The organism is Polaromonas sp. YR568 (assembly GCF_943369415.1).
Lineage (GTDB): Bacteria > Pseudomonadota > Gammaproteobacteria > Burkholderiales > Burkholderiaceae_C > Polaromonas.
Map to the genome: position 1 here is coordinate 1 of NZ_CALRNF020000060.1, position 15,459 is coordinate 15,459.

Annotated in this window: 13 protein-coding genes; 6 read left to right on the top strand and 7 right to left on the bottom strand. The window is 64.8% G+C overall.

The features are described from left to right. Positions 1-348: 348 nt before the first annotated feature. Both ACLV74_RS24365 and ACLV74_RS24370 read right to left on the bottom strand, forming a co-directional pair. Positions 349-1,779, bottom strand: a complete 1,431-nt coding sequence (locus ACLV74_RS24365) for an MATE family efflux transporter (protein WP_411882019.1) — start codon at positions 1,777-1,779, stop codon at positions 349-351. Between the two features lie 77 nt (positions 1,780-1,856). Then, on the bottom strand, positions 1,857-2,459 hold the full coding sequence (locus ACLV74_RS24370; protein ID WP_411882007.1) for a DUF2239 family protein: 603 nt from the start codon (positions 2,457-2,459) through the stop codon (positions 1,857-1,859). A gap of 254 nt (positions 2,460-2,713) precedes the next feature. On the opposite strand from ACLV74_RS24370, the gene ACLV74_RS24375 reads away from it, so the two are divergent. The 3 genes from ACLV74_RS24375 to ACLV74_RS24385 all read left to right on the top strand — a co-directional run bounded on the left by ACLV74_RS24375 (position 2,714) and on the right by ACLV74_RS24385 (position 5,428). Further along, entirely contained in the window at positions 2,714-3,781 is a 1,068-nt protein-coding gene (locus ACLV74_RS24375) for a methionine ABC transporter ATP-binding protein (protein ID WP_411882008.1), read from the top strand. Continuing rightward, entirely contained in the window at positions 3,771-4,436 is a 666-nt protein-coding gene (locus ACLV74_RS24380; RefSeq protein ID WP_411882009.1) for a methionine ABC transporter permease, read from the top strand. Before ACLV74_RS24375 ends, ACLV74_RS24380 begins: the two co-directional genes overlap by 11 nt. A 197-nt stretch (positions 4,437-4,633) precedes the next feature. Then, positions 4,634-5,428: a MetQ/NlpA family ABC transporter substrate-binding protein gene (locus ACLV74_RS24385; RefSeq protein WP_411882010.1), complete on the top strand. Its 795-nt coding sequence runs from the start codon at positions 4,634-4,636 to the stop codon at positions 5,426-5,428. 18 nt (positions 5,429-5,446) lie between these two features. Here ACLV74_RS24385 and ACLV74_RS24390 read toward each other — a convergent pair whose 3' ends face one another. Continuing rightward, the gene (locus ACLV74_RS24390; RefSeq protein ID WP_411882011.1) at positions 5,447-6,367 is read right to left on the bottom strand and encodes a LysR substrate-binding domain-containing protein; all 921 of its coding nucleotides are present in this window, start codon (positions 6,365-6,367) and stop codon (positions 5,447-5,449) included. Between the two features lie 117 nt (positions 6,368-6,484). On the opposite strand from ACLV74_RS24390, the gene ACLV74_RS24395 reads away from it, so the two are divergent. Next, positions 6,485-7,330: an SDR family oxidoreductase gene (locus ACLV74_RS24395; protein ID WP_411882012.1), complete on the top strand. Its 846-nt coding sequence runs from the start codon at positions 6,485-6,487 to the stop codon at positions 7,328-7,330. Here ACLV74_RS24395 and ACLV74_RS24400 read toward each other — a convergent pair. Together ACLV74_RS24400 and ACLV74_RS24405 are read right to left on the bottom strand one after the other, a co-directional pair. After that, a complete protein-coding gene (locus tag ACLV74_RS24400; protein WP_411882013.1) occupies positions 7,299-10,010 on the bottom strand; it encodes an excinuclease ABC subunit A in 2,712 nt (903 codons plus the stop codon). The genes ACLV74_RS24395 and ACLV74_RS24400 overlap by 32 nt on opposite strands. After that, complete coding sequence (locus ACLV74_RS24405; protein WP_411882014.1) at positions 10,010-11,107, bottom strand: YihY/virulence factor BrkB family protein; 1,098 nt, start codon at positions 11,105-11,107, stop codon at positions 10,010-10,012. The genes ACLV74_RS24400 and ACLV74_RS24405 overlap by 1 nt, the downstream gene beginning before the upstream one ends. A 272-nt stretch (positions 11,108-11,379) precedes the next feature. On the opposite strand from ACLV74_RS24405, the gene ACLV74_RS24410 reads away from it, so the two are divergent. Continuing rightward, positions 11,380-11,928, top strand: coding sequence for an NADPH-dependent FMN reductase (locus tag ACLV74_RS24410; protein WP_411882015.1), 549 nt, complete (start codon positions 11,380-11,382; stop codon positions 11,926-11,928). A 450-nt stretch (positions 11,929-12,378) separates the two neighbouring features. Here ACLV74_RS24410 and ACLV74_RS24415 read toward each other — a convergent pair whose 3' ends face one another. Both ACLV74_RS24415 and ACLV74_RS24420 read right to left on the bottom strand, forming a co-directional pair. After that, positions 12,379-13,290 (bottom strand): TauD/TfdA dioxygenase family protein, encoded by a 912-nt coding sequence (locus ACLV74_RS24415; protein WP_411882016.1) that lies wholly within the window; start codon positions 13,288-13,290, stop codon positions 12,379-12,381. A gap of 162 nt (positions 13,291-13,452) precedes the next feature. Continuing rightward, complete coding sequence (locus tag ACLV74_RS24420; RefSeq protein WP_411882017.1) at positions 13,453-14,106, bottom strand: FMN-dependent NADH-azoreductase; 654 nt, start codon at positions 14,104-14,106, stop codon at positions 13,453-13,455. A gap of 165 nt (positions 14,107-14,271) precedes the next feature. On the opposite strand from ACLV74_RS24420, the gene ACLV74_RS24425 reads away from it, so the two are divergent. Further along, the gene (locus ACLV74_RS24425; protein ID WP_411882018.1) at positions 14,272-15,177 is read left to right on the top strand and encodes a LysR substrate-binding domain-containing protein; all 906 of its coding nucleotides are present in this window, start codon (positions 14,272-14,274) and stop codon (positions 15,175-15,177) included. The last annotated feature ends 282 nt before the right edge of the window (positions 15,178-15,459 follow it).

Below are 15,459 nucleotides of genomic sequence, written 5' to 3' on the forward strand. Positions count from 1 at the left end.
CGCCCCGGCTCTGCAGCCAGGGCGGCGGCTCAGTTCTTAATCGACGTTAGGGCGGGGTGGGAATTGCTCAGACTGTCGGTCCGCTGTGAACGGCCGATTGCGAATGTGTGGTTCCTCACCCCAGCACCCTAACCATACAAGCGAAGCGAGTTGTTTTTGACCCCGTCTGGATCGAGCACCGCAGGTTGCCCGTAGCGCAGCGGAGGGACGCAGCAACCAGGGTCGCCTTTCTTTTGCTTACTTTTCTTTGGCGAAGCAAAGAAAAGTGAGTTGCCGCCGGGCAACCCCGGCCAGCAAGCCTAGGCAGAGATAACAGAAGACGAGCGCGCCAGCCGGAGCAAGACCCGGCTAAACCAACTTCCGAATCGCCTTCTTCTTCCAGACCAACCGGTAATAAGCCGTCTGCAACCCCAGCATCGCAAGGAAAGTCACAGGATAGGCAACCCAGATGCCATTGATCCCGATCCGGTGGCTCGTGAACCACGCAACCGGCACCTCGACAAAAGCAATGCAGAAGATGGAGATTCCGGTGGGCACCAGCACCGAGCCGCTGGCGCGCATGATGCCGGAGAGCACCGAGGCCATGCCGAAGATCACGCTGCTCCACAGCATGATGTGCAGCAGCGTCTGCGCCAGTTCGATCACCGGTGCGCTGGTGATGAAAAAGCCCATCAGGTGGCGCGAGAACAGGTAGCCCAGCAGCACCAGTGCGCCGGTCAGCACCAGGTTCATCAGCAGGCCGGTGCGCGCAATGGCGCCCAGCTTGTCGGTGCGGCCCGCGCCGATTGCCTGCGCGCCCAGGATGGAGGCGGTGATGGCGATCGAGATCGCGGGGAACTGTACGTAGGCCACGACCTGGTTGACGGCGCCGTAGGCCGCGGTGGCACCGGAGCCGTAGCTGTTGACGAGCGAGAGCAGGGCGACTTCGGCCAGCGCGATGACGATCATCTGCACGCCGGTGGGCACGCCGACCTTGAGCACGGTCTTGAGGATCTTGCCGTTGATGCGCATGTGACGCACAAACTCCGTATCGGGCGCCAGCGGGCTGTGGATGCGGCGCAGCCGGAAGGCCAGCCAGGCGGTGGCCGTCACCATGGACAGGATGGAGGCGACCGCGCCGCTGGCCACGCCCAGCTGCGGCAGGCCGCCCCAGCCGCGTATCAAGGCCGGTGTGACGATGAGGCCGACCACGGTGGAAATGCCCAGCGTGTAGAGCGGGTTCACGGTATCGCCGACGCCGCGCAGCATGGCCGTGGCCAGCAGGTAAACAAAGAGGCCGGGCCCGGCAATCATCATGATGCGGGCGTACAGCGTGGCGTCGGGCAGGATGTCGGCCGGTGTGCCCAGCGCGCTGAGCAGCGGCCCGGTGAAGATGCCGCCGAACAGGGCGACCAGCAGGCCGAAGGCCAGGCCGACGCTGAGGGCGGTGCCGGCAATCGCCTTGACCTTGCCGGTGTCGCGCGCGCCCCAGGCCTGGCCTATCAGCACCGAAGCGCCGGCGCCCAGGCCTATGGTGAAGGCGATGAAGAAAAACAGGATGGGGAAAAAGCTGGACACGGCCGCCAGCGCGCCCACGCCCAGCATCTGGCCCACGTACACATTGTTCAGCGTGCCCGACAGCGACTGCAGGATGTTGCTGAGCAGCATGGGGCCCAGGAAGGCGGCAAAGGTTTTCCACATCGGCACGCTGTCGGTGAGCACGGCGCGCGGCGGCGGCCGCTTGGGCGAAGGCGCCAGCGGCGGCGCCGCTTCGGCCACGGAGGCGGGCGGCGCGGCGATCTCGCCGGCGGCTCGCAGGTCTCCTTCGTGCACCTCGGTTTCGAGCTGGTGGTCCAGGGCGGTGATATCGGGCGGCTTCATGCGGCGCTCCAGCTGTCGGTGGCCAGCCTGGCCAGTTGCAGGCGCACGTCTTCGGGCCAGGGCGCGACCAGGCCTTCAAATTTGGGCCTGTCGCCCGCGAAGAGCGCGCGGCTGGCTTCTTCAAAGCCCGCGAGGTCGCCGGCCATCTCGCTCATGAAGCGGTAGGCGTTTTCGCGCGCGGCCCGCACGCTGACGCGGCCTTCATTCGCCTTGCGGGATTCATCGACCAGGCGGCGCAGTGTGACCGAGGCGCCGCCGGGCTGGCTGCCCAGCCATTCCCAGTGCCGGGGCAGCAGCGTGACTTCACGCGCCACCACGCCGAGTTTGGGCCGCCCGACCGGGCGCGCGGCTGCGGCTTCAAGCGTTGGAGGCGCTTCTGGGGCGGGAGTGGGCGAGGGCGCGACGTCAGCCTCGGGGCGCAGGTCCAGGTCTATGCGCTCGCCGGTGGCGTCGTTGAAGACGCGGATCAGCGTCTCTTCGGTGGGGGGCAGCCTGCGCAGCACGTTGACGACCTGCGTGCGGTCACCGGCGGCGACTTGCCGGAAGCCTGAAAAGGCTACGAAGCGCGGGGAGGTTTCGGGGGATGACATGGAGGGCATAAAAATTGTGCGAAGAATATTCAAAAAGAGGATGAGTTTCATCCGGGTGAATAAATTCTATAACACCCGGGTACAACCTGTCCATACAAATTTAAGCCGGGTGAAATTATTCTCTATAGCCATTAAATCATCTGAACAATCTATTTAATATTCTTTTGAGTTTGTGCTTCAGGCCTCTACATTCGCTGTCTGTTCACAAAAATAAGCCTCACGTTTCCACAAGAACCGAAAGGCGACGAGGGTCAGCGGATTTCATGATCGAGCTCAAAGGTATTTTCCAAACCTACAAGGGTCCCACGGGTCCGGTCGAAGCACTCAGGGGCGTCGACCTTCACATCCAGCCGGGCGAGGTCTACGGCATCATCGGCCGCAGCGGCGCCGGCAAAAGTTCACTGGTGCGGGTGATCAACCTGCTGAACCGGCCCTCCGCCGGTCAAGTGCTGGTGGACGGCCGCGAGCTGACCTCGCTTGACGGTGACGCGCTGCGTGTGGCGCGCCGCGACATCGGCATCATCTTCCAGCACTTCAATTTGCTTTCGTCGCGCACGGTCTACGGCAACGTGGCCCTGCCGCTCGAAATTGCCGGCCTGCCGTCCGCCGAGATCAAGGCCCGCGTCGAGCCGCTGCTGGAGCTCGTTGGCCTGAGCGCCCTGCGCGACCGGTTTCCGGCGCAGATCAGCGGCGGGCAAAAGCAGCGTGTGGGCATTGCGCGCGCGCTGGCCAACCGGCCCAAGGTGCTGCTGTCGGACGAAGCCACCTCGGCGCTGGACCCGGAAACCACGCGCTCCATCCTGGGCTTGCTGAAGCAGATCAACAAGGAGTTCGGCCTGACCATCGTGCTGATCACGCACCAGATGCAGGTCATCAAGCAGGTGGCCGACCGCGTGGCGGTGATAGACGCCGGCCGCATCGTGGAAAGCGGGCCGGTGATCGATGTCTTCACGCGCCCGCAACATGAGACCACACGCAGCCTGATCGCCGAGATAGTGCCGCAGGACCTGCCCGAAAGCGTTCTGGCGCGCATACGCACCTTGATGAGCGCCGAACATCCGGAGGAAGGCCAACTGCTGCGACTGGCCTTCGCGGGCGACGACTCCGACCGGCCGCTGCTGTCGGACGTGATACGCCGCTTCGGCATAGATCTTTCCATCGTGCACGGCCAGGTCGATGAGATACAGGGCAAGCCTTTCGGCTCGCTCGCGGTGTTTGCGCGCGGCGCGCGCGAGCAACTCAACGCGGCGGTGGCGCATTTGCGCGGCGCCGGAGTGCATGTCGATGAGGTCGGCGGTGATTTGACCGGGAGGCTGGCCCATGTTCAGTAATTTTTCTCAGGCCTTGCTGGAGCTCTTCGTCAGCTCGCTGTGGGAAACCATCGTCATGGTCGGCATCTCTGGCCTGGTCGGCGCGCTGATTGGTATTCCGCTGGGCGTGTTCCTGCGGCTCACGGACGAGGGCGGCGTGCTGCGCAATGCGGGCGTGAACCGCGTGGTGGGCGGCATCGTGAATGCGGTGCGCTCCACGCCTTTCATCATCCTGCTGGTGGCCATCATTCCGCTGACGCGCTTTTTGACGGGATCGTCCATAGGCACGGCGGCTGCCGTGGTGCCGCTCACGATCGCCGCCGCGCCTTTTATCGCGCGGCTGGTGGAAACCTCGCTGCGCGAAGTGGACAACGGCCTGATCGAGGCGGCCCTGGCCATGGGCGCGACCACGCGGCAGATCGTGCTCAAGGTGCTGCTACCCGAGGCGCTGCCCGGCATCGTCGCGGGCCTGACCATCACCTTTGTGAGCCTGACCGGCTACTCGGCCATGGCCGGCGCCATTGGCGGCGGCGGGCTGGGCGACCTGGGCATCCGCTACGGCTACCAGCGCTTTCTGCCCGAAGTCATGCTGGCCGTGGTGCTGGTGCTGATCCTGTTTGTGCAGGCGGTGCAAAGCCTGGGGGACTGGGCTGTGCGCAGGTTGAGCCACAAATGAGCGGAGTCTTCGTCTCTTATTTTCAACAGCGATGTTGATCCCCGGATTCCTCCCTCTCCCCCTGGGAGAGGGCAGGGGTGAGGGCTGGCGGCGATCAATCCGCCACTATCGGTCCCAACGCCGTCGGCCCTCACCCTAACCCTCTCCCCAAGGGGAGAGGGGACAAAACTTTCTTAATTCATCCCAAAGGAAACACCATGAACAAACGCACTTTCATCCAATCCGCCATCGCAGTCGCGCTGGCCGCATCCTTCTCCGGCGCCGCGCTGGCCCAGGACAAGCCTCTGAAAATCGGCGTCACTGCCGGCCCGCACGCGCAGATTTTTGAGCAGGTCAAGAAGATCGCCGAAAAAGACGGCCTCAAAATCCAGGTCGTCGAGTTCAGCGACTACATCCGGCCCAACGCCGCACTCGCCGCCGGCGACCTGGACGCCAACAGCTACCAGCACAAGCCCTTCCTCGACCAGCAGGTCAAGGACCGCGGCTACAAGATCGTCAATGTGGCCTATACCGTCAACTTCCCGATCGGCCTCTACTCGAAAAAAGTCAAAAGCCTGGCCGAGCTGAAGGAAGGCGCGCGCTTCGGCATCCCCAACGACCCGACCAACGGCGGCCGCGTGTTGCTGGTGCTGCAGGACAAGGGCCTGATCAAGCTCAAGCCCGAGGCTGGCCTGAAAGCCACGCCGCTGGACGTGATCGAGAACCCCAAGAAACTCAAGTTCGTGGAACTCGACGCCGCGCAGCTGCCGCGCTCGCTGGACGACCTGGACGCCTCGGCCGTCAACACCAACTACGCGCTGTCGGCCGGGCTGAACCCGAAGGACGCGATTGCGCAGGAAGCGGCCAAGTCGCCTTACGTCAACCTGCTGGCCGTGCGCGAGCAGGACAAGGACAAGCCATGGGTCGCCAAGCTGGTGAAGGCCTACCACTCGGAAGAAGTCCGCAAGTTCATCCAGACTGAATTCAAGGGCGCGGTACTCGCCGGCTTCTAAACCGCCTTCAGTCTTTGATTAAAGTGGCGCTGTCCTCGCCGGGGACAGCGCCATTTTTTCGCGCACCAGGCTGATGAAAGCCTGCAGGCCCGCGGGCACCAGCCGGTGGCCGGGGTAATACAGGCACAGGCCCGGGTAGGGCGGTGTCCAGTCTGCCAGCACGCGCACCAGGCGGCCTTCCGCGATGTGCTGCGCCACCGGCCATTCGCTGGTCCAGGTCAGGCCCTCGCCCTCCAGTGCGGCGGCGATGCGCAGGTTGTCGTTGTCCAGCGTGAGCCGGCCGGGGACTTCCAGGTCCAGCTTGCGGCCGTCTTTTTCAAACTCCCATCTAAAGAGCGCGCCGCTGGGCATGCGGCTGCGTATGCAGGCGTGGGCCGGCAAGTCCTGCGGCGTTTTTGGCGGCTTGCGGCCTTTAAAGTAAGCCGGCGAACCGACCACCGCAAAGCGCAGCGGCGGCGTGCAGGGCACGGCAATCATGTCCAGCGGCACCGCCTCGGCCAGGCGAAAGCCTGCGTCGAAACCTTCCTTGACGATGTCGACAAAGCGGCCTTCGGTGACCAGGTCGACCTGCATGTCCGGGTAGCGCCGCAAAAACTCCAGCAGCAAGGGCGCCAGGATCATGCGCGCACCGCCTTCCGAGGTGTTCAGGCGCAGCATGCCAGACGGCGTGTCGCGGAAATCGTTGGCGCCTTCCATGGCGGCGGTGATTTCCTGCAGCGCCGGCTGCACCCGCGCCAGAAAGGCGGCGCCGGCCTCCGACAGCGAGACGCTGCGCGTGGTGCGGTTGAACAGCCGCAGGCCCAGGCGCTGCTCCAGCGTCGCGATGGCGTGGCTCAAAGCGGAAGGGGACATGTCGAGTTCGACCGCCGCCTTGCGAAAACTGCGGTGCGCCGCCACGGCGACCACGGCATTGAGTTCTGGGAGTCCGGTGCGTTTCATTGTGCTGAATCATGCACTAACGTATGCCGAATTGCGAGGATTGTTGAATAAGTTGCAGCCTCATATGCTTGGGGCAAGTCATCAACTCTCCCTAACGTCTCCTCAAGGAACCGCATCATGAGCAAATCTACCGCTAAAACCGTGCTGATCACCGGAACTTCCTCCGGCATAGGCCTGGCAGCCGCCAGACGCTTCGCCGCCCAGGGCTGGAACGTCGTTGCTACCCAGCGCACACCCGAAAAAGACACCGAACTGCGCGAGATTCCCAACGTGCTGGTGACGCGCCTGGACGTGCAGGACATCGGCACCATGGCGCCGGCGATTGACGCCGGCATTCAGCGCTTCGGCCGCATCGACGCGCTGGTCAACAACAGTGGCCACGGCCAGTACGGCCTGCTCGAAGCCGTGACGCACGAGCAGATCCTGGCCCAGTTCGAGGTCAACGTCTTCGGCGTGATGGAACTGACCCGCGCCATCCTGCCGCATTTCCGCCGCAACAAAGGCGGCAGCATCATCAACGTGAGTTCGGGCGCCGGCCTGTTCACCCTGCCCATGATCTCGATGTACTGTGCGAGCAAGTTCGCGCTCGAGGGTTTCTCGGAGGCGATTTCGTATGAGCTCGCTTCGCAAAACATCGCCGTCAAGCTGGTGATACCGCATGGCGGCGTGACCAGCACCAGCTTCAATGCCCGCACCGCGGCCGGCAGCGCGAACGACACCACCTTGACCGATTACGACGACTTCGTGGCAAACACCGCCAAGGCCTTTGCGGCGATGGTGTCGGCCAGCAACATGAGTTCGGACGACGTCGCGAAAGTCATTTACGGCGCGGCCACCGACGGCAGCGGCCAGCTGCGCTACCTGGTGGGCGACGACGCGCGCGGTTTTGTGAAGGCGCGGCGCGAGATGACCGAAGGCGACTACATGGCCTTCATGCGCGCGAAGTTTTTGCCGGTGGCTTGACGCGCTCCGGCTCGAGCAGGCGCCGCAGGTAGGGGGCCGTGCGGCTGTCCGCGGATTTGCACAGTTCGGCCGGCGGCCCTTCGGCGACGATGCGTCCGCCTTCTTCGCCGGCGCCGGGCCCGACGTCGATGACCCAGTCGGCCGCGGCCACCACACGCAATTCGTGCTCCACCACGATGACGGTGTTGCCGCCCTCGACCAGGCCCTGCAGTTGCGCCATCAGTTTGTCCACGTCGGCCGGGTGCAGGCCGGTGGTGGGCTCGTCCAGCACATACAGCGCATCGCCGCGCTGGGCGCGCTGCAGCTCGGTCGCGAGCTTGATGCGCTGGGCTTCGCCGCCCGACAGCTCGGTCGCGGGCTGGCCCAGCCGCAAGTAGCCCAGGCCGATGTCGCGCAGCAAGGCCAGGGGCTTGAGCACGGCGGTTTCGCCCGCGAAGAAATCGCAGGCCTGCTCCACCGTCATCTGCAGCACTTCGGCGATGTTTTTGCCTTGCCAGGTGACCTTCAGCGTCTGCTCGTTGTAGCGCGCGCCGTGGCAAGTGGGGCAGGGCGCGTAGACGCTGGGCATGAAGAGCATCTCGACGCTGACAAAACCTTCGCCCTCGCAGGTGTCGCAGCGACCCTTGACCACGTTGAAGGAGAAACGGCCCGCGTCGTAACGCCGGGCGCGCGCGGCCTTGGACGCGGCAAACAACTTGCGCACGTGGTCAAACAGGCCTGTGTAGGTGGCCAGGTTGGAGCGCGGCGTGCGGCCAATCGGCTTCTGGTCCACCAGCACCAGGCGGCGCAGGCCTTCCATGCCCGCGTGCAGCCTGCCGCGTGTTTCGGCGGCCACGCTGGGCCCGGCCTCGCCGCCGTCGTCTTCGGCTTCCTCCGCCTCATGGCCCAGGTGGGCGCAGACCAGCTCGACCAGGGCCTGGCTCACCAGGCTGGATTTGCCCGAGCCCGAAACGCCGGTCACGGCGGTCAGCACACCCAAGGGAAAGCGCGCATCCTGCCCATGCAGGTTGTTGCGCGTAATGCCGCGCAGTTCGAGCCAGCCGGCGGGTGTGCGCGGCACGCAGGCCTGCGGTGCTGCGCCGGCAAACAGGTAGCGCGCGGTTTGCGAATCGGCTTGGCCCTCCAGGCCCGCGGGCGGCCCGCTATAGAGAATGCGGCCGCCGTGCTCGCCGGCCAGAGGCCCCACGTCGACCAGCCAGTCGGCGCGCCGCATCATGTCCAGGTCGTGCTCGACGATGAAGAGCGAATTGCCCGAGCGCCTGAGTTGGTCCAGCGCCAGCAGCAGCGCTTCGCTGTCGGCGGGGTGCAGCCCGGCCGAGGGTTCATCCAGCACATAGACCACGCCGAACAGGTTGGAGCGGATTTGCGTGGCCAGGCGCAGGCGCTGCAGCTCGCCTGGCGACAGCGTGGGCGTGGCGCGGTCCAGCGAGAGGTAGCCCAGGCCCAGCTCGCGCAGCGTGGCGATGCGCGCCAGCAGGTCCTGCGCGATGCGCTGGGCGGCGATGCGCTTTTCTTCCGACAGGTTGGGTGTGCGCCGCACGTCGCTGGAGCCTTCATGGGCCGCGCCGCCGGCGGCTACGCGCCGGGCTGTGTCCTTTTTGGCCGCATCGCGGCTCAGGCTGGCGCGGCCCGGCTTGGCGTCGGCGCCCTCGAAGCGGCCGGCGGCCACCGGCTCCAGCACCTCGGCCAGGCGATTGAGCGGCATCTGCGAGAAGCTGCCGATGTCCAGCCCTGCAAAAGTCACCGACAGCGCCTCGCGCTTGAGGCGCTTGCCTTCGCACACCGGGCACAGGCTGCCGGCCATGAAGCGCGACACGCGCCTTTTCATCAGCGCGCTTTGGGTGGTGGCGAAGGTGTGCAGCACGTATTTGCGCGCGCCGGTGAAAGTGCCCTGGTAGGCGGGCTCGGTCTTGCGGCGCAACGCGGCGCGGGTTTCGGTCGGCGTGAAGCCGGGATAGACCGGCACTGTGGGCTGCTCCTCGGTGAAGAGTATCCAGTTACGGTCTTTTTTGGGCAGGTCGCGCCAGGGCGTGTCCACGTCGTAACCCAGGGTCACCAGGATGTCGCGCAGGTTCTGCCCGTGCCAGGCCGGCGGCCAGGCGGCGACGGCGCGCTCGCGTATGGTCAGCGAGTCGTCGGGCACCATGAGTTTTTCCGTGACCTCGAACACATGGCCCAGCCCGTGGCAATGCGGGCAGGCGCCCTGCGGCGTGTTGGGGGAAAAATCCTCGGCATACAGCATGGGCTGGCGCGGCGGGTAGCTGCCGGCACGCGAATACAGCATGCGCACAAAGCTGGACAGCGTGGTCACGCTGCCGACGGAAGAGCGCGCGCCCGGCGTGCCGCGCTGCTGCTGCAGCGCCACGGCGGGCGGCAGGCCTTCGATGGAATCGACGTCCGGCACGCCGACCTGGTCGATGAGGCGGCGGGCGTAGGGCGCGACGGATTCAAAGTAGCGGCGCTGCGCCTCGGCATACAGGGTGCCGAAGGCCAGCGACGATTTGCCCGAGCCCGACACGCCGGAAAACACCACCAGCGCATCGCGCGGGATGTCGACGTCGACGTTCTGCAGGTTGTGCTCGCGGGCGCCGCGCACGCGGACGAAATTGCCGGCTGCGTCGGCCCGGGCGGGCTCCGCTGCGGCCTTGTCTTTGCCGCGGCGCTGGGTGGGCTTGTCCATCAATAGTCCTGGTAGGGCCTGACGCGCGGGCCGCGCTGCTTCAGCAGCAGGCCCAGCCCGGCGAAGGCGAGCGCGACGGCGCCATAAACGGCCAGCGTTTGTTTCAACGTGGGCGGGGGGCGCCCCACGACGGCGTGGTGAGGCTCGGTGTTGTCCGAAAGCGTTGCGGCCTGGGGCGCCGGCTTGATGGGTTCGGCGGAACGGGACGGGGTTGTGTTTTGCGGGCTGGCGGTCTTCACGGCCGTCTTGTCCGCCAGCGAGCCGTGGTCGTGCGCATATACCCAGGTGAACTCGGCCCCCAGCAGGAAGATCTGCGCCGAGTAATACACCCATACCAGCAACACCACCAGAGAGCCGGCCGCGGCGAAGGAGGAGGTCACGCTGCTTTTGCCGATGTAGAGGCCGATCAGCGCCTTGCCGATTTCAAACAGCACGGCCGTGACCATGGCGCCCACCCACACGTCGCGCCAGCCGACGGCGGCCTGGGGCATGAGCTTGAAGATCATGGCGAACAGCACGACCGCCACGCCTAGCGAGACGATGCTGTTGAGGATTTGCAGCAGCACTTCCGCACCGGGGAGCAGCCCCGTCATCCAGCCGCCCAGAGCCGCCAGGCCCGCGCTGACGACCAGCGACACCGACAGCAAAAAACCCAGGCCGAGGATAAAACCCAGGGACAGCACGCGGGCGCGCAAGGTGGCCCAGATGCCGCTCTTTTTCTGCGCGGGCGGCACGTCCCAGACACGGTCCAGCGCGCTTTGCAGCTCGGCAAACACCGTGGTCGCGCCGACCACCAGCACCACCAGACTGATGGCGGTGGCCAGCACGCCCTTGGCCGGCTTGTGCGCGCTTTCGATCAGCGCCTGTATGCCCAGCGCGCCGTCGCGGCCTATCAGGCCTGAGAGCTGGCCGACGATCTCTCCCTGCACCGCTTCACGGCCCCAGACGAAGCCGGCGACGGCGATCACGATCAGCAGCAGCGGCGCGATGGAAAACACCGTGTAATAGGAAATCGCGGCGCCCATGCTGGGGGCGTAGTCGTCCAGCCAGGCCGTGACCGATTTTTTTCCGAGCTCGTAGAAGTGTTTGAGGTGCACCTTGCCGCCTTGTATTGCCGCCGATGGGAGGAGCTTCCCCTGTCGCAGGCCTTTTCGCAAGAAGTATTGCCAGGGTTTGGCGGCGGCGCAGTCGGCCTGAAGTCCGGGCGGCTGTAGGCGAGGGACGATTCAGCATGCCATGCCCGACGGCTTCACAAGGTGTTTCACTTGCGCGCGGGCCGTGTCATGTGCTGCTTTGCATAATGGTCCGGGCAAGATCGATCCCCCATCGCGGCCCGCGATGATTGCATTTACCTTTTATGGAGAACCCCATGGCCCAGTACAACATCGCCGTCATCGTCGGCAGCATCCGCAAGGACTCGTTCAACAAAAAGCTCGCGAACGCGCTTGAAAAGCTGTTCCCCGCGGACTTCAGCTTCACCCACGTGCGCCTCGACGACCTGCCGCCCTACAACCAGGACGACGATGCCCACCAGGCGGCTTCGGTGCTCAGGCTCAAGGGCGAGATCAAGGCCGCGCAGGGCCTGATGTTCGTCACGCCCGAATACAACCGCTCGATTCCCGGCGTGTTGAAAAACGCGATCGACCATGCCTCGCGCCCTTACGGCCAGAGCGCCTGGGACGGCAAGGCCGCCGGCGTGATCGGCACCTCGGTCGGCCCCATTGGCACGGCGCTGTCGCAGCAGCACCTGCGCAACATCCTGGCTTACCTGAATGCGCCCACGCTGGGGCAGCCTGAGGCCTTCATCCATAACAAGGAGGGCTTGTACAACGCCGACGGCAGCATCGGTGAAGCCAGCCGGAAGTTTTTGCAGGGGTGGGTGGATGCTTATGTGGCTTGGGTTAAGGCGCATGCCTGAGGGGTGGGGCCGGTCTTGCTCCGGCGGGGGCGCTGCGGTCCCACCGTTCGGGCTGAGCCTGTCGAAGCCTTGCTTGCTCCGGCAGTGCGCTCTCCTCTAAGGTCTGCTGGCCGGGGGTAGCCCGGCTGCTACTCACTTTTCTTTTGCTTCGCCAAAAGAAAAGTAAGCAAAAGAAAAGGCGACCTTGGTTGCTGCGTCCCTTCGCTTCGCTACGGGCAGCCTGCGGTGCTCGGTCCAGACGGGGTCAAAAACAACTCGCCTGCGGCTCAAACAAGTTTTTGCCCTGGTCCGTCTGGACCTCCGCTCCTCGGCGCATCCACAAGGGGTGGGAGCGGGGGCGAAATCCAAACAGCCGAATACCAATCGTATTACTCCCTCTCCCTCTGGGAGAGGGTTGGGGTGAGGGCTGGCGGCCTTCACATCGGTAACGGCTGCTCGACCAACTTCCCGTCAGAACGGCGCGTCGCCCTCAATCGTCGTGCGATACAGCTTGCGGCGCAGGTGGTCGGGGGTACCTGCCGCCAGGTGGGTGACTGAGCGGTTGTCCCAGAACACGAGGTCGTGGGGTTTCCATTCGTGGCGGTAGACCAGTTCTGCGCGGGAGCTGTGTTCGAACAGTTCTGTCAGCAGGGCCAGGCTTTCGTCTTCGGGGATGTCCAGGATGCGGGTGGTGAAATGTTCGCTGACGAAGAGCGCCTTGCGGCCGGTTTCGGGGTGGGTGCGGACGACCGGGTGGACGACGGGTTTGACTTCGTCGACCTGTTCCTGGGTGAGTTTGGGCCGCCAGGGGTTGCGGCTGCGCAGTTCTTCGTATTTGGCGAGGTAGGTGTGTTCGGCGCGCAGGCCTTCAACGGCGGTTTTCAGGGCGGCGGGCAAGGTGTCCCAGGCGGTGTGCTGGTTGGCGAACAGGGTGTCGCCGCCTTCTGCCGGCAACTCCTGCGCATGCAGCAGCGAGCCCAGGCTGGGCTTGTCCTTGTACGACAGGTCGGAGTGCCAGAAATGGCCGGCGTCGCCCAGGCCTATGGGTTCGCCGTTTTCCTTGATGTTGGAGACGATCAGGATTTCGGGGTGGTTTTGCAGCTGGAAATTCTTGAGCACGTGGATCTGCAGCGGGCCGAAGCGACGGCTGAAGTCAACATGCTGCTGCGGCGTGATGCGCTGGTCGCGGAACACCAGCACGTGGTGGTCCAGGTGGGCACGGTGTATGCGGCTGAAGTCGGCTGTCGAGAGCGGCCGTGAGAGGTCCAGGCCCAGGACTTCGGCGCCTAGCGGAGCATCAAAAGGACGTATTTCGAGGAGGGAGGGGGATCGCGTGGCGGTCGCCGGTGCTGCGCGCTCGTTCAGGGCCAAGGTTGCTGTCATCTTCACCTTTCTTGTGTCTGGGCCCTCATCGGGGCAAGCGGTGAATGTAGGGACGTGCCCGCCCAAAGTGAACTACCTATTAGTCATTTAGTAATTACTGCGGAGCGCCGCCATGAAAAAAGCCCGCGGCTGCGGGCTTTTTGGGTGCGCAAGGCGCCTGGGTCAGGCGGCAATAGCGGCTTTTTCCTGGTTGGCGGCGGGCGCCTGCGTGTGCGTCACGATTTCAATCTGCGCGGCGGCCAGCGCGGCGGCCTTGGCGGCTTCGCCCATGGCCAGGCCTTCGGCGCGCACAAAACGCACGTCGGTGATGCCGAAGAAACCGAACACTACCTTCAGGTAGCTCTCCTGGTGTTCCATGGCGGTGGCGGCTTCGCTGGTCGAATAGACGCCGCCGCGGGCCGAGGCCACGATCACGGTCTTGCCGGTGGCCAGGCCCACAGGGCCCTTGTCGGTGTATTTGAAGGTACGGCCGACTTGCGCAATGCGGTCAATCCAGGCCTTGAGCTGGCTGGGGATGGCGAAGTTGTACAGCGGTGCGCCCACGACGATCACGTCGGCCGCCAGGAATTGCGTCACAAAGGCTTCGGACACGGCGTTTTCACGCTTTTGCGCGTCGCTCAGGGCGGCGTCGGCGGGCATGCGGAAGCCCAGCGATTCGGCCGACAGATGGCTAGGCGTGTCGACGGCCAGGTCCAGGTAGCTGACTTCGGTGCCGGGGTGGCCGGCGCGCCAGGAGGCCACGATTTGCGCGGTGAGCTGGCGGGAAACCGAATTTCCGCCGAGGATGCTGGAGTCGATGTGGAGAAGCTTGGTCATGATGGATTCCTAAATGTGAGTTGTTGAATCAGGTTTTCAGGCCGTGTTCACTGTGAATCGCAGCCATGGATAGATTGTGTGGGTAGGTCGATTGATTGATAAGCCGGTAAAATTGCGATAGATCGTCCTATATGCAGGACAATTGGCGTGAAAGGATGCTCCCCCATGCAAGACCTCAATGACATGCTGTATTTCGCCGAAGTGGTGGAGCGGGGCGGTTTTGCCGCCGCCGGGCGCGCGCTGGGTTTGCCCAAATCACGCCTGTCGCGCCGAGTCGCCGAGCTGGAGGCGCGCCTGGGCGTGCGGCTGCTGCAGCGCACCACGCGCAAGCTGTCGCTGACGGAAGTCGGTGAGATCTATCTGCGCCACTGCAGCGCCATGCGCGACGAGGCGCTGGCCGCTTCCGAAGCCGTGGCACAGATGCAGGTCGAGCCGCGCGGCACCCTGCGCATCACCTGCCCGGTGACGCTGGCGCAAAGCTCGGTGGGCTACCTGGTGCCGCGTTTCATGGAGATGTACCCGCAGGTACGCGTCGATATGCGCGTGACCAACCGGGTCATCGACCTGGTGGAGGAGGGCATAGACATCGCGCTGCGCGTGCGCCCCACACTCGAAGACAGCGGCAGCCTGGTGATCAAGAACCTGGGCGCCAGCGCCGGCCACCTACTGGCCAGCCCGGCCTTGCTGCAGCGCCAGGGCAAGCCCGAAAAGCCCGAAGACCTGCTCAAGCTCGACACGGTCGCCATGTCCTGGGCCGACGGGCGCTCATCGTGGCGGCTGCTGGGCCCCGACGGCAAGGAGTTTGTGCTGCAACACCAGCCGCGCTATGTCGCCGACGATTTGCAAACCCTCAAGCTCGCGGTGCTGGCCGGCACCGGCATGACTTTTCTGCCCGAGTCCATGAGCGCGGCCGAGCTGCAGGCCCAGTTGCTGGTGCCGGTGTTGCCGGGCTGGACACTGCCCTCCGGCGTGGCGCATGCGGTGTTCACCTCGCGGCGCGGGCAAGTGCCGGCGGTGAGGAGTTTTCTGGATTTTCTGGGGGAGAGGATGAGAGGGGATGTGCTGGTTTGAGGTTTCGGCCTCAAGGGCCAGTTTCGGTTCTTGTCTGTTCTTGGGGCTTGTTCTCTGCTGAGGCTTGCTGGCCGGGACTCGCCCCGGCGGGCGACTTACTTTCTTTTGCTTCGCCAAAAGAACGTAAGCAAAGAAAAGGCGACCCTGGTTGCTGCGTCCCTCCGCTTCGCTACGGGCAACCTGCGGTGCTCGGTCCAGCCGGGGTCAAAAACAACTCGCCTGCGGCTCAAACAAGTTTTTGCCCTGATCCGTCTGGCCCTGCGCTCCTCGGCGCATCCACAA